General features: G+C 33.7%; 19 protein-coding genes. All 19 read left to right on the forward strand.

Going from position 1 to position 20378, the window contains the following annotated elements; genetic code table 11:
• Window positions 1–303 precede the first annotated feature (303 nt).
• The 19 genes from C3E88_RS10100 to C3E88_RS10190 all read left to right on the forward strand — a co-directional run bounded on the left by C3E88_RS10100 (window position 304) and on the right by C3E88_RS10190 (window position 20229).
• Window positions 304–765 (forward strand): PTS sugar transporter subunit IIA, encoded by a 462-nt coding sequence (locus tag C3E88_RS10100; RefSeq protein WP_236910060.1) that lies wholly within the window; start codon window positions 304–306, stop codon window positions 763–765.
• Window positions 766–777: 12 nt separating this feature from the next.
• Window positions 778–1065: a PTS sugar transporter subunit IIB gene (locus C3E88_RS10105; RefSeq protein WP_236910061.1), complete on the forward strand. Its 288-nt coding sequence runs from the start codon at window positions 778–780 to the stop codon at window positions 1063–1065.
• Between the two features lies 1 nt (window position 1066).
• The gene (locus C3E88_RS10110) at window positions 1067–2074 is read left to right on the forward strand and encodes a PTS transporter subunit IIC (protein ID WP_236910062.1); all 1008 of its coding nucleotides are present in this window, start codon (window positions 1067–1069) and stop codon (window positions 2072–2074) included.
• 125 nt (window positions 2075–2199) lie between these two features.
• Window positions 2200–3213, forward strand: a complete 1014-nt coding sequence (locus tag C3E88_RS10115) for a Gfo/Idh/MocA family protein (protein WP_236910063.1) — start codon at window positions 2200–2202, stop codon at window positions 3211–3213.
• Window positions 3214–3328: 115 nt separating this feature from the next.
• Complete coding sequence (locus tag C3E88_RS10120; protein WP_236910064.1) at window positions 3329–4057, forward strand: GntR family transcriptional regulator; 729 nt, start codon at window positions 3329–3331, stop codon at window positions 4055–4057.
• 79 nt (window positions 4058–4136) lie between these two features.
• The gene (locus tag C3E88_RS10125) at window positions 4137–5306 is read left to right on the forward strand and encodes an SIS domain-containing protein (protein ID WP_236910065.1); all 1170 of its coding nucleotides are present in this window, start codon (window positions 4137–4139) and stop codon (window positions 5304–5306) included.
• A gap of 64 nt (window positions 5307–5370) precedes the next feature.
• A complete protein-coding gene (locus tag C3E88_RS10130; protein WP_236910066.1) occupies window positions 5371–6042 on the forward strand; it encodes an MtnX-like HAD-IB family phosphatase in 672 nt (223 codons plus the stop codon).
• Between the two features lie 6 nt (window positions 6043–6048).
• Complete coding sequence (fba, locus tag C3E88_RS10135; RefSeq protein WP_236910067.1) at window positions 6049–6903, forward strand: class II fructose-1,6-bisphosphate aldolase; 855 nt, start codon at window positions 6049–6051, stop codon at window positions 6901–6903.
• 30 nt (window positions 6904–6933) lie between these two features.
• On the forward strand, window positions 6934–7869 hold the full coding sequence (gene pfkB, locus C3E88_RS10140) for a 1-phosphofructokinase (protein WP_236910068.1): 936 nt from the start codon (window positions 6934–6936) through the stop codon (window positions 7867–7869).
• A 212-nt stretch (window positions 7870–8081) separates the two neighbouring features.
• Window positions 8082–9731, forward strand: coding sequence for an ABC transporter substrate-binding protein (locus C3E88_RS10145; protein ID WP_236910069.1), 1650 nt, complete (start codon window positions 8082–8084; stop codon window positions 9729–9731).
• A gap of 18 nt (window positions 9732–9749) precedes the next feature.
• Entirely contained in the window at window positions 9750–10700 is a 951-nt protein-coding gene (locus tag C3E88_RS10150) for an ABC transporter permease (RefSeq protein WP_236910070.1), read from the forward strand.
• 1 nt (window position 10701) lies between these two features.
• Window positions 10702–11484: an ABC transporter permease gene (locus C3E88_RS10155; protein ID WP_236910071.1), complete on the forward strand. Its 783-nt coding sequence runs from the start codon at window positions 10702–10704 to the stop codon at window positions 11482–11484.
• A gap of 2 nt (window positions 11485–11486) precedes the next feature.
• The gene (locus C3E88_RS10160) at window positions 11487–12119 is read left to right on the forward strand and encodes an ATP-binding cassette domain-containing protein (RefSeq protein WP_236910072.1); all 633 of its coding nucleotides are present in this window, start codon (window positions 11487–11489) and stop codon (window positions 12117–12119) included.
• A gap of 9 nt (window positions 12120–12128) precedes the next feature.
• The gene (locus C3E88_RS10165) at window positions 12129–12854 is read left to right on the forward strand and encodes an ABC transporter ATP-binding protein (protein WP_236910073.1); all 726 of its coding nucleotides are present in this window, start codon (window positions 12129–12131) and stop codon (window positions 12852–12854) included.
• Window positions 12854–14413, forward strand: coding sequence for an aldehyde ferredoxin oxidoreductase N-terminal domain-containing protein (locus C3E88_RS10170; RefSeq protein ID WP_236910074.1), 1560 nt, complete (start codon window positions 12854–12856; stop codon window positions 14411–14413). The genes C3E88_RS10165 and C3E88_RS10170 overlap by 1 nt, the downstream gene beginning before the upstream one ends.
• 150 nt (window positions 14414–14563) lie before the next feature.
• On the forward strand, window positions 14564–16144 hold the full coding sequence (locus C3E88_RS10175; RefSeq protein ID WP_236910075.1) for a PucR family transcriptional regulator: 1581 nt from the start codon (window positions 14564–14566) through the stop codon (window positions 16142–16144).
• A 226-nt stretch (window positions 16145–16370) separates the two neighbouring features.
• Entirely contained in the window at window positions 16371–17873 is a 1503-nt protein-coding gene (locus C3E88_RS10180) for a sodium:solute symporter family protein (protein WP_236910076.1), read from the forward strand.
• A 79-nt stretch (window positions 17874–17952) separates the two neighbouring features.
• Window positions 17953–19158: a M20 metallopeptidase family protein gene (locus C3E88_RS10185; protein ID WP_236910077.1), complete on the forward strand. Its 1206-nt coding sequence runs from the start codon at window positions 17953–17955 to the stop codon at window positions 19156–19158.
• Window positions 19159–19200: 42 nt separating this feature from the next.
• Window positions 19201–20229: a hypothetical protein gene (locus tag C3E88_RS10190; RefSeq protein WP_236910078.1), complete on the forward strand. Its 1029-nt coding sequence runs from the start codon at window positions 19201–19203 to the stop codon at window positions 20227–20229.
• Window positions 20230–20378 lie beyond the last annotated feature (149 nt).

A 20378-nucleotide genomic window follows, 5' to 3' on the forward strand; every position in this document is an offset into this window, starting at 1 on the left:
TTTTGAGAAGCTAGCCTTAAGGGTTGGCTTTTTCTATTTTATATAGCTATCTTGGGACTATTTTCCTGGGAAGTTTTTAGGGAGAATCTAGATTATAATTATATTGACAAAGAAAAAGGAATGGATTATAATAAAACTAGTGGTAATTACCAGATTGAAAAGTTAGCATAATCTCTTGATTTATTTTTTTCTACTACATGGTAGTAACAACACTACCAGTTAGGAGAGAAATGGGTTTTAGGAAAATGTTATCAATAACAAAGTTAATGAACTACAAAACATAATGAAAGGGGTGACTAATATTTGAGCTTTAAATTTGTTCCTGAACTAATTGTTAAAAATATCTCTGCTAATAATTCAACAGAAGTAATTGAATTACTTGGAAAGCGGCTTAATGAAAACGGTTTCGTTGATGAAAGTTATATTCAATCTGTATTGGAAAGAGAAGAAGAGTTTCCGACAGGTTTGCAAGCAAAAAAAGCTGCTATAGCTATTCCTCATGCTTTAAACAGAAATGTTGAAAAATCAGGAGTATGTTTAGGAATTTTAGAGAATAAAATTCCTTTCCGTTCTATGGAAGATACTAATAGTACGGTGGATGTGGAATTTGTTTTTCTCTTAGCGATTAAAGAATCTAATAAACAATTGAAGATATTAAAAGCAATAATGGAAATGCTACAAGATGAAACTTTATTCAACAAAATTAGATTAGAAAAAGATAAAAAAGTTATTTGTGATATTTTAAATGAATTTATTATAGAATAGGAGGAACATAAAATGAAAAAAGTAATTGTAGCTTGTGGAGCTGGTTTAGCAACTTCAACTATGATAAGAGAAAAAATAGAAACTCTATTGGAAGAAAATAATATTCAATGCGAAATAGTTCAAAGTACATTAAATGGAATCCCTAGTGTATTGGACAATGCCAATTTAATTATTACTACCATGAATGTAGATGAAGATTATGGAGTACCATTAATTCAAGGAAGCGCTTTTTTAACAGGTATCAATGAAGATGTTGTATCAGATAAAGTTATTTCAATATTAAAGGAAGGAGATGCATAAAATGGCACAAGTTATTGATTATATTATAGGTCTTGGGAGTTATATATTTGTTCCTATGATTATGATAATAATAGGAATCGCTATGGGTTTAAGTATAAGAAAGGCTATTAAGGCAGGGGTTACGGTAGGAATTGGACTTATTGGTGTTAGTATTGTTTCCACATTAACGGCGGAATCCCTTTCTCCAGTAATAAATATTATGGTAGAGAGATTGAATTTAAACTTGACAGCTATTGATGTTGGAGGAGGACCTGCTGCAGCTATAGGTTTTGGTTCAGCTTTAGGTGGAATATTGATAATAGTAATTTTATTAGTCAATCTATTAATGTTAGCTTTAAATTTAACCAATACTATGAATATTGATATTTATAATTTTTGGTATTTTGCAATAACAGCTGGCTTTGTTCAAATTTTGACTGGTAATAGTGTTTTAGCTATTATGGCTGGTGTAACTCATGCCATATTAAGTTTAAAGGTAGCCGATGTAACAGCAAAACGTGTGCAAAAAGTAATTGGTATAGATGGTATCGCTATTCCCCATGGGTTTGCTGCTGCTAGTGCACCATTATTTATGGTTTTAGATAAAGTTTACGACCACATTCCTTTTTTAAATCGTTCTAAAGAAGAAAAGGAAGATAAAAAAGAACAAAGTAAAACAATGAAATTCATTGGCTCTATAATAGGTGACCCTCTTTATTTAGGATTAATTTTAGGAGCAGCTTTTGGATTAATTGCAGGCTATGATTTTAAAGGGGTTATGGATGTAACAATGAAAACAGCTGGAATAATGGTTTTATTTCCAACTATGGTAAAAATGATTGTTTCAGGGTTGATTCCTATTTCAAACCAAGCTAAACAATTCTTTTCTAATAAATTTAAAGATTGGGCAGCACCTTTATTAACTAAAATGGGTGAAGCACAAGGTTTAACATTAGTTCAACAAGGTCAGGAAGCAACTACTATGGCTTTAGGAAATCTATTTATTTATTTTCCAGCTAAAATAGCATAAGCTCCTGTTATGGCAGGTGTATTGTTAGCAGCTATTTCCGTACTAGCAATTGTTGGAGGATTATATTTAGAAAAGAAACAAAAAGTAAAAGTAGGTAATTAATAAAAGCTAGGAGGCTGAAGATAATGTCAAATAAGATTAATATAGGTGTAGTTGGAGCAGGTATATATGGCCATTACCATATAAACACTTATACTACAGATAATAATGTTAACAAAGTCGTATTTTGTGATACAAATGAAGAAAGATTACAAGCAACAGAGAAAGAGTACAATATAAAAGGTTATCCATCTGTAAAAGAAATGATAAAAAATGAAGAACTAGATGCAGTTTCCATAGCAACACCAGATCCTTATCATTATGAACCTATGAAAGATGCTATTTTAGGGGGCATTAAAAACATTCTTGTGGAAAAACCTTTAGCTACTACTGTAGAGGAAGCTGAGGAATTAATAAAACTTGCAAAGGATAATAATGTTCGTGTAGCAGTAGATTTTCATAAAAGATGGGATCCAGCTTATTTAGCTATAAAAAAGGATATTGAAAATAATAAAGATAAAATTGTCAGAGGTTATATGGCATTAGATGATATTATTGATGTTCCATTAAAATGGTTTAATTGGACAGAAAAATCCTCACCAGCTTGGTTTTTAGGAGTCCATTGTTACGATTTAATTCGTTTTATCACTGAAAGTGAAGTTAAAAGAGTATATGCTGTAGGTAATAAGCAAGTTTTGGTGAATAAGGATTGTAATACCTATGATTCTATGCAAGCCATATTAGAAATGGAAGATGGTTCTAATTGGACAGTTGAGAATTCATGGATTTTACCTAATAGTTTTCCTAAATCTAATGATGGGCAATTAATTATTATCTCTGAAAAAGGATATTATAAAAATGAATCTTATAGAGGATTAAATCAATATAATCAAGACAAAGCTAGTGTGCCAAATTATCTTTTTATGAATTTTACGGATAGGGATGCAAGTGGTTTTGGTGTTCAGCCAATGAAGGATTTCGTTACAGCAGTAATAAATAATACTCAATTTATTGCCGATGCATTTGATGGAATACAAGCTACTAGAGTTGCTGAAGCTGTTCATAGGTCAATTCTTACTAAGGAAGTAATTAGCCTTTAAAGATCCCTTAGGATGGCAGAACTTGAGTGCGGTGGAGTTGACTATATTTAACAAATAATATAAGATTATGTTAGTAGTCAAGGGTATTAAAGAATAAAGTATTAAGGTGATAAAGATGAAAACAATAGACAAACAAAGTAGAGTTCCATTATATTATCAAGTAATGGATATAATAATAGAAATGATAGAAGAGGGGAATCTAACTGAAGACGATAAACTTCCTTCTGAAAGAGAACTATGTGATACTTTAGGCATAAGTAGAACCACTGTAAGACAGGCCATCCAAGAGCTAGAGAACAATGGACATGTATATAGAGTTCATGGAAAAGGAACCTTTATATCTTCCGAAAGATTTAGACAAGACTTATTAGAATTTTATAGTTTTACAGAAGAAATGAAAAAAGCTGGTAAAACCCCTTCTTCTGAAGTATTGGATTTTAATATAATTAGTTGTAAAGAAAAGCTAGCTAAAAAGATGAATCTAAATGAAGGCGATAAGGTATATAAGTTTACAAGATTAAGACTTGCAGATAATATGCCAATGATGCTTGAGACAAGCTATGTGCCTTGTAGTAGGTTTCCAGGTTTAACAAAGAAAAAACTACAACAAAATGCTATGTATGATATATTTACAAAAGATTATAATGCATCCTTTACTTGTGCAGAAGAAATATTTCAACCTGTATTGACTAACGAATGGGAAGCAGAGCTTCTTAAATATTCCCCAGGACTACCAAGTATGATGATTGAAAGAATAACTCATGAAAACAATATGATAATCGAGTATACAAAGGGAATAGCAAGAGGGGACAAGTTTAAATACCATGTAGTTTTGAACAAATAGTAAGTTCTTTATCCATACTGGTAATGACAACATTACATCATTACCGTATAAAATTAATATTCAAATAGGAGTGAAGATTATGTTTGGTGTAGATGATGAAAAGTGGAAGAAATTAAATGGATTTAATACTGCCACAGAGATATATCAACAACCTAAACTATGGTTAGAAGTATTAAAAATAGTCGAGGACAATAAAGATGATATTAATAAATTTTTAGAAGCAAGATTAAAAAAAGACAAAGTTAGAGTAATATTTGCAGGTGCTGGGACTTCAGCTTATGTAGGTGAAATTGCAACACAACAATTAAATATGGGGGGAGAATATATTTATGAAGCTATAGCTACAACGGATATTGTAGCTAATCCAGAAATTTATTTTAAAAAGGACATACCTACAATATTAGTATCCTTTGCTCGTTCGGGAAATAGTCCAGAAAGTGTTGCAACCTATAATCTAGCTAATGAAATGATAGATGAAGTAAGCCATATATTTATTACTTGTAATGTAGAAGGAAAACTAGCAGAAATATCTCAAGGAAAAGAAAATGTATTGTTGCTACTAATGCCAGAGGAATCTAATGATAAAGGTTTTGCTATGACTAGTAGTTTTTCCTGTATGACTCTTACTGCTCTATTAATATTTGATATGGGAAACTTTGAAAATAATAAAAAACAAATACTTGAAATGGCAACGATAGGTAAAGATATATTGAAGGGTGACCAGGAAGAAATTAAAGGTTTAATAGATCCCAAATATAATAGGATTGTGTATTTAGGCTCTAGTACTTTCCGTGGTTTGACAAAGGAAAGTGGATTAAAATTATTAGAATTAACTAGAGGTCAAATTATATCTCATAGTGAGACTACATTAGGATTTAGGCATGGACCAAAATCCATAACCAATGATAATACATTGATATTTATCTATATATCGGAGGATCCTTATACGAGAAAATATGATATAGATATGCTAAAAGAAATTTATAATGATGAGGGTGGCCATAGGGTAATAGCTATATCAAATAAATACTATGAAGAGGTAGAAGAAAATAGCAATAAATATTTCTATTTAAATAAAGATGGAAATAACATTGATAATACAGGATTTATGTCCTTATTATATGCTCTATATGCTCAATTGGTTGCTTTGTTCTATTCTATAAATGTAAATGTAGAACCTGATGATCCAAATCCAAGTGGAATAGTTAATAGGGTAGTAAAAGGAGTAACAATTTATAAAAAGAATTAACAGTATGGAAAACTAAAATAGCCGCGGATATTCGCGGCTAAATACTTCTTATATGGAGGTATCAATGATTAAAATAAATGATTTAGATAGCGTAGCTATATTATCAGATTTTGATGGCACTATAACTACAGAAGATACAAATGCAAAATTAATTAAGTATTTTGGTAATGAAAAAACTAGAGAAAGGTATAATCAATATAGAAAAGGTGAAATACATTTATTACCTTATTTAGAATTACAGTATAGAGATATTGGAATAAATGAAGAAGAGTATACAAATTTTATATTAAATAAAATTGAAATATCTAGAGGATTTAAAGAATTTTACGAAAATATTAAAAGGCATAATATTCCCTTTGCAATAATTAGCGGTGGATTTAATAATGGAATAACACCTTTTCTAAAAAAACATGGCATTAATGATATTGATGTATATGCTAATTCTATTAATTTTGGGGATGAAGTTACTTTAGAGTATTATCACAAAACTCCTGACTGTTGCAAATTAGGTCCTTGTGGTAATTGTAAAATTAAACATTATGAAAACTATAAAGAAGAAGATAATATTGTAATTTTTATAGGAGATGGTGTTACAGACAAACCTGTTGCAGAAGTAGCAGATATTGTCTTTGCTAAAGACGGTTTATTAGACTACTGTAAAGATAATGATATAGATTGTATACCCTGGGAAGACTTTAGAGATATTAACAAAATAATCTTTAATAAAGGAAGGTAGAATACTATGGATATTATTTCAACAAAAGAAATACTATTAGATGCAAAGAAGAATAAATATGCAGTGTCAGCATTTAATATACACAATTTAGAGACTATGCAAGCTGTATTAGAGGGAGCATGGGAGATGAAATCTCCTGTGATAATCGCTGCTACTCCTGGCACTATTGAATACGCTGGTAAGGATTATTTAGTAGCCATGGCAAAGGTGGGGGCCAATAGATATGACATTCCTATTGCCTTACATTTAGATCATTGTCCAGATGTGGAGTTTTTAAAGAAATGTATAGATGCTGGTTTTAAATCAGTTATGATAGATGCTTCATTGAAAGATTATGAGGATAATATAAGTACAACAAAAGAGGTAGTAGATTATGCTCATAAATATGGTGTATCGGTGGAGGCTGAATTAGGTACTGTTGGCGGACAGGAAGATGACAGGATGGTGGATGATAAAGATGCTTTGTTAACCGATCCAGCTATGGCATTGGATTTTGTAAGAAGGACCAATGTGGATTCCCTTGCAGTGGCTATTGGTACAGCTCATGGGGTATACAGGCTAGAGCCTAAATTGGATTTTGAACGACTTAAAAAGATGCAAGAGATAATCGATGTACCCTTGGTACTTCATGGGGCTTCAGGAGTACCTTCAGAATCTATAAGAAAAGCAATAGAATTAGGGATTTGTAAGGTCAATATAGCTACCGAATTAAAAATACCTTTTGCTAATTGTGTAAGGGAGTATTTTGAAGAAAATCCAACAGCCAATGACCCACGAAAATATCTAACTCCTGGTAAAGAGGCGGCAAAAAAAGTGGTAGTTGATAAAATAAAAATCTGTGGAAGTAATAATAGAATATAGAAATGATCCATTATAAGGAGGTAACATAAATTGATTTTGACCATAACTTTAAACCCTTCTATTGATAGGAGATATATTGTTGATGGTTTTGAAAAAGGAGAAATATTTAGAACTAAGGAAGTACAGTATACTCCCGGAGGTAAGGGAATAAATGTTACTAAAGTTATTAAATCCTTTGGTGAACTGGTAATTGCTACAGGATTTTTAGGAGGTAGAAGTGGCGAATATATTAAAGATGAACTAGATAGTATGGATATACAGCATAATTTTGTTGACATTAATGGCGAAACTAGAAGTTGTATTGCTATATTATCTGATGATAAAAGTCAAACGGAAGTGCTAGAAGGTGGACCTAATATTTCAGAAAAGGAAATGGGAAATTTTTATGGAATGTATAGTGAAGCTATAAGGGATTGTGAAATAATATGTGCTTCTGGTAGCTTGCCTAAAGGGCTGGGAACAGATACTTATAGGAAATTGATAGATATTGCCAGGGAGCATGATAAAAAGTTTATTCTGGATACAAGCGGAGAAGCTTTAAAATTAGGTATTGAAGGAGCACCCTTCTTAGTAAAGCCAAACAAAGAAGAGCTTGAAAAACTTGTGGGATATACCATTTCTAATGAAGATGAAATAGCTGAAGGCGCTAAACATTTGCTAGATAAGGGTATAAATATAGTTGTAGTTTCCCTAGGTTCTCAAGGGGCAATGGCCTTTTCTGGGGACTATGCTTATAAGGTTAAGGTTCCTAAAGTAAATGCTGTAAACCCAGTAGGTTCGGGAGATTCAATGGTAGCAGGATTTGCTGTATCCATACTTAGAAAATACGATTTCGAGACCATGTTAAGATTAGCAGCTGCATGTGGTACAGCTAATGCAATGGAAAAAGAGACGGGAAAGGTAAATATAGATAATGTAAAAAAGATTATGAGGGATATAAAAATAGAAAAGATGAGAATAAAATAACAATAAATAAACCTTAGTTTAGTGGAAGGGATTTTTACTAAACTAAGGTTTTTATAATTATGTCCATTGTTATTATATTTATTTACATTCCATATATTAATCCCATCAATAGCTAAAGCCCTCCTATAGATAAATTGAATTATAGAACTATTTTATTGATGATATAATTGAACAGGTAGTATTGATTAATTATTAACGAGGAGGGTTAACCATTGAAACGTTTTTTATCTTTATTTTTAGTTATTGTACTATCAATGTCTGTACTAGTTGGATGTCAACAAAACAAAGAAGATGTTGATGTAAATAATGAAGGGGAAGAAGTAGCAAATGAAGTTAAGGATGAAGAAAGAATTCTTAGATTAGATGGAGACAATCTAGGATACCCTTCAGTCTATACAGTATCTCCAAAGGGGAGAGGATACCTTTTAACTAGCTTTATATTTGACACCTTAACTTGGAAGGATGAAAATGGAATAGTGCCTATGCTGGCAAAGGAATGGAAGGTTTCCGAAGATAACAAGGTTTGGACTTTTACTTTGGTGGAAAATGCTAAGTTTACCGATGGAGAGCCAGTGACAGCAGAGGATGTGAAGTTTTCATTTGATTACATACAAGATCATCCATATCAGTGGGTTTCCTTAAACATGGTTGACAAGGTAGAGGTCATCGATGATTATACGGTAGAGATTACTTTAAAGGATGTCTATGCTCCTTTTATAACCGATGTGGCGGGAAATGTACCTATTATGCCAAAACATATATGGGAAGATGTGGAGGAGCCAGAGAAGTTTGATACTGAAGAAGCGGTAATTGGTTCAGGGCCATTGATGCTAGAAAAATATGAAGAAGACACTGGGGTATATGTATTTATTGCTAACAAGGATTATTTCCTAGGAGAGCCTGTGATAGACAAGTTAATACTCAGTCCTAATAGCAACTCTAAAGAGGCCCTAGAAAAAGGTGAGATAGATGGTGCCCAACAGATAAAGTACGGAGAAGCAATGCAAATTAAAGAAGAGGGAAAGTTTAATGTAATAGAAGGTCCAGGGTTTTGGGTTGCTAGGCTTTATTTAAATTATGATGAGCCTGTTTTTAACGTAAAGGAATTTAGACAAGCCATGTACTACGCAATAAATAGGGAAGAACTAGTAGAAAAAGCAACTAAAAACAGTGGGGTTCCTGGAAACTCAGGTCATATCCATCCTGATTCAGAATGGTACTATGAAGGAGTAAAAGAATATGATTATGATCCTGATAAAGCAAAGGAACTTTTAGATGAGTGTAATATTACCGATTCTGATGGAGACGGTATTAGGGAGTTTGAAGGGAAACCGTTAAAATTTGAATTGTTGACTAGTGAGGATAGGGTAAATGATGCAGAAATGATAAAGGCATATTTAGAAGCCATAGGGATTGAACTGGAGATTAAGAGTTTAGATTCAAAGAGTTTAGATGCTTTAATCAAAGAAGGAAAGTTCACCTTAGCTATAAATGGCCATGGTTCCTTTGGTGGAGATCCTGTATTACTAGCAAGATTTGTATCCCAAGAGGGTTTGACAGGCTTTACTCCTGAGATTACTACTCAAGGGGGTAAAAATTGGGTTAATGCTGAATTTGATAGAATATTCGTAGAACAGTTAACTGAAACGGACAGAGATAAAAGATATGAATTGGTATCCCAATTACAAGAGATAATAGCAGAAGAACTACCAACATTGACTCTATACTATAGGAAGATTACTTTTGCCTATAATCAAGATAAATTTGACGGTTGGTTCTTTACAAAGGATGGAGTGGCATTAGCAGTACCCACTATTCAAAATAAATTAGTATTTATAAAAGGTACTTGGGTAGATAAATAATAGCTTTGAGGGGTTTTTATGAATCTAGGAAAGAATCTAGTCTGTTTTATATTAATAATAGTATTTAGCTTTGCGTTGCCACGGATTATCCCTGGTAATCCCTTGTCCTTGGGAGAAGGGGATATGCATATACTCAATATGAACTTACCAGAGGATACCTACAATGTGTTTAAAGAATACTATGCTCCTGAGAAGACTTTAGGAGAACAATTTATTATATATATTAGGCATCTATCAAAATTGGATTTAGGATATTCCTTTTACTATAGAATGCCTGTATCAAGGCTTATTGCTGGGAGAATTGGATGGACGATTTTTTTGTCCATCTCTTCCATCGTAATATCTTCTCTAATAGGTATACCCTTAGGATTAAATAGGGCAATAAAGAAGAAAAAGACAGATAACTTGATCTTGGGTTTCTTTTCTTCTATTCAGGCCCTTCCATCTTTTTTAGTGGCTATATTGTTTCAGCTGATATTTTGTTTTAGAATAAAAATGTTTCCATCCTCAGGAGCATATACACCAGGAATGGACCCTTTTTCTGAAGGCTTTATAAAGGATGTACTATTTCATTCTACAGTACCTTTGATGACTTTGGTTTTTTTAGAAGTGCCTTCTATATTTTTACTTGTGTATAATACCACATCAAATATAAAGGATGAAAACTATGTTAAGACAGCCTATTATCTCAATATAGATGAAAAAAGAATAAAGTATGATTATATACTCCACAATAGTTTGCCTGAAATATTGAGTAAGATAAATATTCAATTTCTGTATGCTATTTCAGGCACCCTATTTGTAGAGAGTGTTTTTTCCTATCCAGGGATGGGAAGCCTTCTAAAGGTGGCAACTACAAGTTCTGACTATCCCCTTCTTCAAGGGATATTGCTAGTTGTAGGAATATATGGCTTGATAGTTAATATGGTGTTCAAGCTATTGATCAAAAAAGTAAATCCGAGGTTTTAAAATGACTATAAAGAATAAGATATTAATTAGCATATTGATCATGATGTTTTTAATAGCTGTTTTCTATCCAATATTGACTCCCTATGATGAAAACGATTTTAGCTTTTCTCCTATGCTATCACCATCAAAAACCCATTGGCTAGGGACAGATGAGATGGGCAGGGATATATATTCCATGGTGTTATCGGGCTTTAGGGCTACTATATTTATTGCAGTTATATCGGCGGTTTTGTCTACAATCTTAGGTACGGTATTTGGCGTAGTAGCCGGGTATTACAAAGGGTGGGTAGATGAGCTGATACTAACCTTTACCGAATTTTTCATTATAATTCCTGAGATAGTTATCATATTGTTTTTTGCAGTCTTTTCCAAACCTAAGGTAATAAATACCATAATAGCAATTACATTTTTTTCTTGGAGCAAGGTTTGTAGGATAGTTAGGTCTAAGGCCATGGTGGCTATGGAGAGGGAAAAGGTTAAATACACCATATTGTTAAAGGGGAACTTGATAGATATAATCGAGAAGGTTTGGCCAGAAATAAGGCCTACTGTGTCTACCATGTTTATTTTACAGACCAGCAAGGCGGCAGTATATGAATCTACCTTATCTTTTTTAGGAGTAGGGGATCCAGTACTTAAATCCTGGGGAAGGATAATAAAATCAGCCCTGAGCTATGAGGGTATATTTGTAGATGGAGTATACAAATGGTATCTACTCCCACCTATTGTTTGTCTATGTGTTTTTGTGGTTACTATTTCCTTATTAACTTATGAAGGGGACTAGTTATGGTGCTTAAATTATTGAATTATAGGGTTAAATATGAAGGTGAAAGCCATTGGTTTTCTTATCCAGATATATATTTGGATGCAGGAAAATGTTTGGCCATCCTTGGGAAAAGTGGTATAGGAAAGACCACCCTTATCAATTCCCTTTTCTGTAAGGATTTTAAAGGTTTAATAGAATATGATGAGGCTTTAATTTTAGAAAGGGATTTCAGCTCTTGGGGAAAGGATATATATGAGTATGTAAGCTATATGCCCCAATTTGCTCAAGATGGATTGAATCCTTCAAAAACTATTAAAAACCAAATAGATCTTGTGAAATCAAATAATATTAGCTTAAGCGAAGAGGAAGTAGATCTTTACTTAGAGGATTTAGGATTAGATATAGGCATTAAAAAAGCCTATCCCTTTCAGATAAGTGGCGGAATGAAACAGAGGGCGGTGTTACTCTTATCTTTCATAAAAAAGCCTAAACTATTGGTTTTAGATGAACCTACTTCAGCATTAGATTATTTCACCTCTATTAACATAATAGATTTTCTCCAGAAGAGAAAAGCAGAAGGAGTAGGTATGTTAATAATCTCCCATGATAGATCCTTTGTAAAAGAGTTAGCAGATGAAGTAATCGTTCTATAGGAGGCAAATATGTGTAGTATATTGAAATTATTTAACATAGAAAAGACCTTTAAAACCAACTATGGTAACAAAGAAGTTCTAAAAGGAGTAGATCTATTTTTAAACAGGGGAGAGGCTATAGCCCTATTAGGGGAAAGTGGCAGTGGGAAAAGTACATTAGCAAAGATCATAGTAGGTTTAGAAGAACCAACAAGAGGAAAGGTTGAGTTTAAGGGGAAAAGCCTAGGTTCTATTAGAAGAAGGGGCTTTATGGAAGCAGCTTCTATTCAATATATATTTCAAGATCCTTATGGAAGCTTAGAAGAAACAGCTACAATTGTTCAGACTTTATCTGAGCCTATCAAATATTGTAAAAGGCACGGTAGAGATTATTTTTCCATAGAGGAAGTTTTAGAGATGATAGGTATGAGTAGAAAAACCTATGGCGAAAGGAAAGTACATACTTTAAGCGGGGGACAAAGACAGAGAGTAGCTTTAGCTAGAGCATTGATTCCAAAGCCTGAAATAATCATTGCTGATGAGGTCACTTCCATGTTGGATGAGGAACAAGCTATAGAGATATTGGAAATATTGAGAAGGATTAAGGATGAACTACAGATTAGCATTATTTTTATAACTCATAATATAAATTTACTTTCAATCTTGTGTGATGATTTCTATATATTAGATGAAGGGAAGATCATGGATAAGGAAAAGGCGTTGAAACTATTAAACGAAATGAAAGGAGAGAAATAATGGGAAGAATATTCTATATAGACCTTACGAAGAAAAGGGTAGTAGAAAAACAGAACCATAGCATGGATTATGGTAGGGGCCTTGTGACGCGGATAATAGAAGAGGAAGTTTCACCAGATACTGACAGGTTGGACGAAGATAATGCAATAGTTTTAGCACCAGGACTTTTTTCTGGTACCGTTGCCCCTAGTACGGGAAGGTTGATAGTAGGGACGAAAAGATCCAGGACGGAAGGTATACAATATTCTAATTTAGCAGGGACGATATCCCAAAAGTTGGCTTCCTTAAATATTGAAGCACTGGTTATAACGGGGAAAAATGCAGAGGATATACCCTTAACTATTATTATTGAGAAAGAAAAGGTAATTTTAGATAGAATAGAAGGAATTAAGGGATTGGAAGTTTCGCCTACTATAGATAAGATTAGAAACATATACGGAAAGGAATGTGGGATAGTAGGTATAGGGCCAGCTGGTGAAAATCTACTTCCAGTGTCTACATTGTTTAGTACATATCCAGAAGGAGAACCTGTTTTTTATTGTGCTAGAGGCAGTATTGGAGATGTATTTGGTTACAAGGGATTGAAGGCTATAGTGGTGAAGACAAAGAGGCACTTTAATGCGCCTTTACAGGACGAAAAAAACATGAAAGAAACTTCTAAAGCTTTAAGTAGAATGATAATAAATCATCCCATTTGCGGTAAAGCTCTACCGGGGCTTGGCTCTATTACACTGATGAAGATGCTCAAGAAAGGCAACAATATTGATTTGAGTTCAGTGGAGGATGAAAAGGTTAAAAAGAGTGACAAGCCTTCAGAAATAAAAATTAACAAAACCTGCTCCCCCCTTTGTGTAATAGGTTGTTTAAATAGGCATGCTAAGTCCAAGGAAGATTATTATTCTTCTCCAGCAGAAAGTGAAGCCCATGCAGCTTTAAAGGATGCCTTTGGTATAGAGGACAAAGGATATGTAAAGGACTTCACTAGGAGATGCTTTGAGCAGGGAATAGATTGTATAGAGTTTATATTTGGCTGTAGCCTATATTTTAGTCTTCAAGGGCAAAAAGGTAGTATGAAAGAGATGGATAAAGCCTTAGAAGAAGTAAAGGCTATGAGCTTATTAGGTAGAGTATTGGGAAGCAAAACTACTGGAATATATCCTCTATTTAGGGAGAAGGAAGAGCACAAGGATATGGTCACAAAGCCTTCTATAAGAGAAGAAGGAGATTTTAACATAGATATTAAATCTAAGACAATAGAAAATTGGAATAGTTCCGATTTAGAATATCTATATGCTTATATTATTGCCCTTGAAAATTTTGGATTTTGCTTATTTTCTTCCTTTGCCTTTATAGAAAATGAAGAAGCCCTATCCTTTTTATCAGATATGTACAAATATAAGACTGGGAGAGAATCTAATGAGAAGGATATATTAAAATATGCTTTAGAAACTATAGAGAGGGAAAAAGAATATGAAAGAAAAGCTAAAATAACCAGTGTAGAAAAGACTATACCGGAGTTTGTGAAGGTGCTGTATAGATATTTTCATAAAAATGAATAGTATAAATTTAAACCTACCACAGGAAAATATCTGTGGTAGGTTTTTTAGTTTTTTATTCAAATCAAATGAAGGGAAAAAGGGATTTATGTCGAATATATATAACATAGTGGATTATAAAAAAATATGAATCTACAGTAAGGGGCTGATATGATGGGGATTACTCTTAGAAGTCTTTTGGAAACAGACTTCTTTGCAAAGACTAAGGTATTAGCTGGTAAGAAAGGCTTAGATAAGGAAGTGAGTTCGGTAACGGTCATTGATGCGCCAGAAGGTGTAAAATGGTTGAAAGGTGGAGAATTAGCTTTAACTACAGCCTACAGTATAAAGGATGATGTAGACAAGCAAGTACAATTAATAGAAGAATTAGCTAAAACTAACTCTTCAGGGCTGGGTATCAAGCTTAGATATTTAAATGACAGGATTCCAGAAGAGATGAAGAGAAAAGCTGATCAACTGGGATTTACAATATTTCAAGTAGATGAAAGCTATGCGTGGGTAGATGTGATTACTTTTGTCATGTTTAGAGCAGTAGTCCATAGGTCGAAAAATATCAATATGGATGGAGAAAGCTATAGCCTATTTTTAGATAAGGTATATAAGGAAGAGGGTTTTGCTGGAGTTGTAGATGTATTGGAGTATCATACTGGATTGAATGCTGCTATTATCTATAAGGATCGGATATATCAGGGTTCATCAGATTATTTTAGAGAAGATAAGATACTGGATAAAAAAAATTGGGTATTGAAAGAGGCTAGAAGTGATTATTTTAATATAATGGACAAGAATCTATATTTGTATGAAATGGAAACGGAGGATGAAAAGTTAGAGTGGGTATCTTTAGATATCCTTTATAATTATAAAATAGTAGGATATGTATTACTTTCCTCAAAGGAAAGGCCTTTAAAAGAGAAGGATATCGTATTATTGGAACAGGCTTCTATGGCAGCAGAGGCTGAAATTCAGAGAATTAACTTATCTTCGACTATAAGGCTGAAGCATAGAGAGCAATTTCTTAAAGATTTAATGAATAATGAGATAGACGACTACGATGAAGCCTATTTTAAGTGCAGGGAACTAGGGTGGAACTTACATAGGAATAACCATGTTCTTTTGGTTAAAATCATGGATAATACTAAGATGGATAGTATAAATTCTCAGATTTCCAGCAAGTTCGACAATCTTATTTGTGGCATCTATGGAAATTTGAGTTTGATTTTTATCCTTCCTCCGAATGACAAGGGTATACATGCATTAGTAGAGGAGATAAAATTTAATCTTGAGGAACTATTAGAAAACGATTTTCAAATAGGTTTAGGAAGTCTTGTTGAGTTTAATGAGTTAAATAGAAGTTACCACCAGGCAGAAAAGGTTATCAAAGTAGTATCCAAATCCCCTTTTCTTGAGGGTGTATATGATTATAAGGATATTGGATTCTTTAGACTAATAGATATTGAAGATTCTTACCAAAATGTAGCAAAGTATGTAGATGATTATCTAGGACCTTTATTGTATTCAGAAAAAGAAAACAAGGAAGAATTACTAGAGACTTTATCTTTATTTTTTGATAGTGGTTGTAATGTCAAGGATACATCTGAAAAGATGTACATGCATCCCAATAGCATAAGATACAGGATTGAGGTCATTGAAGAGATATATGGGATAGATTTAAACACCTGTAAGGATAGAGTAAATTTAGCCATAGCTTTAAAATTATTGCCATTTTTGGAATGATATATTTTTAATCTAATGGAAGTAGCATGAGCTAAGGCTACTTCTTTTTTTTGTTTGTATTATTGTACAAAATCTTTAGAATTGTCTATAGATTTTTTGGCTTAAAAACCAAAGGGAATTGTAGTTTATTATAGAAGTATATAATCACAAGCATTAATTAAATAGATAAATTTTATAGAAAGGAGGAAAGCGCTCTCTTTACTAATTACAAAAAAGGAGGATGAATATGCGAGTTGGAGTTATTGACTTAATTATTGTAATTGCCTACATAGCCTTTGTGCTATGGTATGGTGTCTACAAAGGTAAAAAGGTTAAAAATTATGAGGAATATGTAGTTGGCGGCAGGCAGTTTAGCGCCTTTGTTCTCGTTGGTACCCTAATCATGACGGAGCTGAATACTGCAAGTTTAGTTGGTTTATCGTCCCAAGGATATGTTGGGGGGATAATGGGATTGTGGTTTGCTATTACTTTTGCAGCTAGTTTAGGGATATACACCATATTTTTTGCAAAGAAGTGGAAAAGGTTTGACGGTGTATCCTTAATTGAAATGTATGAAGAAAGATTTGGAAAATCCCTAGGAAATCTAGCAGCTATTATGATGATGCTTGCTATGATAGGATTAACCGCAGTATATTTGACCTCAGCGTCAAAAGTATTTGGAACAGCTTTTGGTTGGTCATATTTGGGAACTATATTGGTCATAACCTTGACAGTATTAATTTTAACTTTAACAGGTGGATTAGTATCTGTAGTATATACGGATATGGCAGCATTTCTAATCACAGTAATTGGAATACCCATAATATTCATTACAGCAGCAGTAAAGAGTGGCGGATTCTCCCAACTATCTACAGTATTTGATCCAAGCTTACTAACACTAAAGCCACAAATAGATAATGCTGTTTTGCCAGCTTCTTCAATATTTGGATTTATGTTGTTATCAGTATGTATGTACCAAATGTCACCTTGGTATGCTCAGAGGATGTTCTCTGCTAAAGATGAAAAATCAGCTACTAAGGCGATGAGTTGGTCAACAGTAGGAGTAGTAATACTTTATGCATTACTTATACTTACCTCTGCGTTTTCACGAATTGAATGGACAAACCTAGAAGATCCAGATATGGGACTTATTCATGCCATACTCGATTGGACACCAATTGTTGTTAAGGGCTTTATGCTAGCGGTGGTGTATTCAGTAGCCCAGTCTACTATGAGTTCCATCTGGAATACCAATGCTGCCCTTATAACTCAAACTATGTATAAGGGATGGATAAACAAAGAAGCATCTGAAGAAAAGATGTTTAGCGTTTCCAAAGTTGTTACATTGATATTAGCAGCTATTACCATAATAATTTCCTATTTCTTTGTAACCTATGTGTTGCGAGCTCTAGTGTTTGCAGATATATTCCTAATGGTTCTTATATTTGCAACGATTGCAGCATTCTACTGGTGGGATGCAGGAAAATGGTCTGCTATGTTGTCTACTATAGCAGGATTGGTTTCTGCTGCAGTTCTTACATTTAGCGGCGTAGGAGAATTTGTAATGGTTCTAAAAACTGTACCTATAATATTAATAGTAGGGATAGTTGTAGGACTACTTGAACCAAAACCAACAGGTGAAGACCTTAAGAGAAGAGTGGAATTTTATGATAAGGTAGGGGCTCCAGCCTTTGGAAAGAAGAAGTATCTAGAAGCTAAAAAACTAGTAGAATCAGGAGCCTATAAATAGGACAGGACTTGGGCTTAGTAGCTAAACTACTAGGCCCAGTGAAAAAGCTTTATAGATAACTTCTTGGAGGTAGCAGACTATGGAGGGTATAAGGTTTAAAAATGATGCAATAAATATGTTTGATGAATTGGTTGAGCTGAGGAGAAGTTTACACAGGATACCAGAAGTAGGTTTTAAAGAGTACAATACTAGCAAGTTTATTCAAAGGTATCTAAAGGATGAATTGAATATCCCATTTAAAGCGGGATTAGCAGGCGGTACTGGAATTGTGGCTATGATTGAAGGTGGACAGCCTGGACCTACTATAGCAGTAAGGACAGATATGGATGGCTTACCTATAGGGGAACAAACAGATCTACCCTATAGTTCTATCAACCCTGGTTATATGCATGCTTGTGGACATGATGGACATATGGCTATTGTTCTTGGTACAGCTAAACTTCTAAATAGGTATAAATCTCAACTGAAAGGAAATGTAAAGTTCATATTTCAACCAGCAGAGGAACTAAGTTTAGGGGCAAAAAAGATGATTGATGATGGGGTTTTAGAAGATCCGACGGTAGATGCTATATTTGGATTTCATATTTGGCCAGAGTTTGAAAAAAACAAGATAGGAATAAAAGATGGAGTGATTATGTCATCGGGGGATAAGTTCGATATTGAAGTTGTTGGAAAGGGTAGTCATGGTGCAGAACCCTATAAGGGAATAGATCCGGTAGTAGTAAGTGCAGAGATAATATCTGCTATTCAAACTATAGTAAGCAGGGAAGTAGATATACTTAGGAATGCAGCGGTAGTATCAGTAGGGGTTTTAAATGGCGGCACTGCGTTTAATGTTATACCGGAAAGAATTAATATGAGTGGTACCATAAGGACTACTGATGAGGAAATACAAAGAAGAATTCCCCAGTCTATCGAAAGGATTGCTAAAGGAGTTTCCGAAGCCCATAATGCAAAATTTATGTTTGAACATACCAATCTGTTTCCTCTCACAGTAAATGATGAGTATATTGCAAAGACTTCCTATAGGATATTAAAGAAATCCTTAGGAGCTAGCAGGGTAGAATGGTTGCAGTATCCAGGTATGGCTAGTGAAGATTTTTCACAGTACTTGGAATTAGTACCAGGCATGTACTTTTTTGTAGGGGCTAAGGAGGAAGAAGGACCTTTGGACTTACACAGTCCTGATTATGATTTTGATGAATCAGTATTGTGCATAGGGGTAGAAGCCCTTAGTACTTTAGTTTATAGTTTTCTACAAAAAGGATTAGTAATGAAGGAATAAGTCAGAATTTGTAGGATATTAATATATAGGGAGGTATTATTAATGACAGAAAAAAATTTAAACAAAGCGCAAGTTTATATGGAGGCTGGAAGAAAGGGAGCCGAATGGTTATGTAGTAGGCAAGAAAAGGATGGTTCTATAGGTAAGCCCTTTGGAGTTGCAGGAATGTATAAGACTGTATGGGCATTGGTTTCAACAGGACATATTGTGGAAGCAGGTAAATTATTGGATTGGGCAAAGAAAAATATAATGACTCAACCAGGCGAGTTCCACTTTAAAAATGAAGGAGCTTTTGACAAGACCCAATTCTTATACAGAAATTGCTTTATTTTAATGGGAGCATATAAGATGGGAAGATTTGATATCTGTAGTGAAGAAGCTATAGAACAGGTATTGAGATATCAGGATCCTTCTGGTGGTTTCTATGTGAATTTAGACGATAAAAAGAATAAGGATCCAATAAACCTTCTATTTACAGTAATAGGTGGATGGACTTCCCTATACTTTGGTAAAATTGATGAAGCTATAAAGGCAGGAGATTTTGTTATAGATAAGGTATTAGATCCACAACCAGAATTTGACAAAAAATATTATGTAAATTGGGATCCTAAGACTGGTAAATTAATCACTGAATTCCCAGCAGAGGATGAAATAGCTCATTGTATTAATGCAGAAAAACCAATTGGACCATTTTACTATTCAGGTGCAGCAGCAGGATTTTTAACAGAATTATTTGAAAGAACAGGAGAAGAAAGATTCTTAGAAGGTGCTAAGAAATCCATGTCCTTCTCTTATAATACTATACCAGAATCCTATCATTGGCCATCTAAATGTAAAGAGGGCTGGGGTGCAGCAATTCTATATAGACAGACTAAAGATCCTAAACATCGTGAAATAGCTGAAAATGTTGGAGATATAACATTTGTAGGAGCACAGCTTGAAGATGGTAGCTTTAGAGACTTCTTATATCCATTGAAGGAAGATGGTAGTGGAGTAGTATTGTCCTCTATTGAAATGACTTCTGAGTTTTCCTTTGAGTTAACTGAGATAGCAAGAGGTTTAACAGAATAATAATTTGAAAAAGGGGTGGTTTAATGGTTTTCCCAGATGCAAAGATACTTGATGTAGATTTAACCAATGGGAAAATTGAAAAGAAGACTATACCAGGAGAAGTATATCGACGATATCCTGGAGGTTCTTCTCTAGGTTTGTATATACTA

It is taken from the genome of Clostridium sp. Cult3, assembly GCF_021655115.1.
Lineage (GTDB): Bacteria > Bacillota > Clostridia > Tissierellales > Tepidimicrobiaceae > PPXY01.

Excerpts from the sequence above, each read along its gene's own strand:
- C3E88_RS10105 (WP_236910061.1), top strand. The coding sequence starts at position 778 with ATGAAAAAAGTAATTGTAGCTTGTGGAGCTGGTTTAGCAACTTCAACT.
- C3E88_RS10110 (WP_236910062.1), top strand. The coding sequence starts at position 1,067 with ATGGCACAAGTTATTGATTATATTATAGGTCTTGGGAGTTATATATTT.
- C3E88_RS10115 (WP_236910063.1), top strand. The coding sequence starts at position 2,200 with ATGTCAAATAAGATTAATATAGGTGTAGTTGGAGCAGGTATATATGGC.
- C3E88_RS10120 (WP_236910064.1), top strand. The coding sequence starts at position 3,329 with ATGAAAACAATAGACAAACAAAGTAGAGTTCCATTATATTATCAAGTA.
- C3E88_RS10125 (WP_236910065.1), top strand. The coding sequence starts at position 4,137 with ATGTTTGGTGTAGATGATGAAAAGTGGAAGAAATTAAATGGATTTAAT.
- C3E88_RS10130 (WP_236910066.1), top strand. The coding sequence starts at position 5,371 with ATGATTAAAATAAATGATTTAGATAGCGTAGCTATATTATCAGATTTT.
- fba (WP_236910067.1), top strand. The coding sequence starts at position 6,049 with ATGGATATTATTTCAACAAAAGAAATACTATTAGATGCAAAGAAGAAT.
- C3E88_RS10150 (WP_236910070.1), top strand. The coding sequence starts at position 9,750 with ATGAATCTAGGAAAGAATCTAGTCTGTTTTATATTAATAATAGTATTT.
- C3E88_RS10155 (WP_236910071.1), top strand. The coding sequence starts at position 10,702 with ATGACTATAAAGAATAAGATATTAATTAGCATATTGATCATGATGTTT.
- C3E88_RS10160 (WP_236910072.1), top strand. The coding sequence starts at position 11,487 with ATGGTGCTTAAATTATTGAATTATAGGGTTAAATATGAAGGTGAAAGC.
- C3E88_RS10165 (WP_236910073.1), top strand. The coding sequence starts at position 12,129 with ATGTGTAGTATATTGAAATTATTTAACATAGAAAAGACCTTTAAAACC.
- C3E88_RS10170 (WP_236910074.1), top strand. The coding sequence starts at position 12,854 with ATGGGAAGAATATTCTATATAGACCTTACGAAGAAAAGGGTAGTAGAA.
- C3E88_RS10175 (WP_236910075.1), top strand. The coding sequence starts at position 14,564 with ATGGGGATTACTCTTAGAAGTCTTTTGGAAACAGACTTCTTTGCAAAG.
- C3E88_RS10180 (WP_236910076.1), top strand. The coding sequence starts at position 16,371 with ATGCGAGTTGGAGTTATTGACTTAATTATTGTAATTGCCTACATAGCC.
- C3E88_RS10185 (WP_236910077.1), top strand. The coding sequence starts at position 17,953 with ATGGAGGGTATAAGGTTTAAAAATGATGCAATAAATATGTTTGATGAA.
- C3E88_RS10190 (WP_236910078.1), top strand. The coding sequence starts at position 19,201 with ATGACAGAAAAAAATTTAAACAAAGCGCAAGTTTATATGGAGGCTGGA.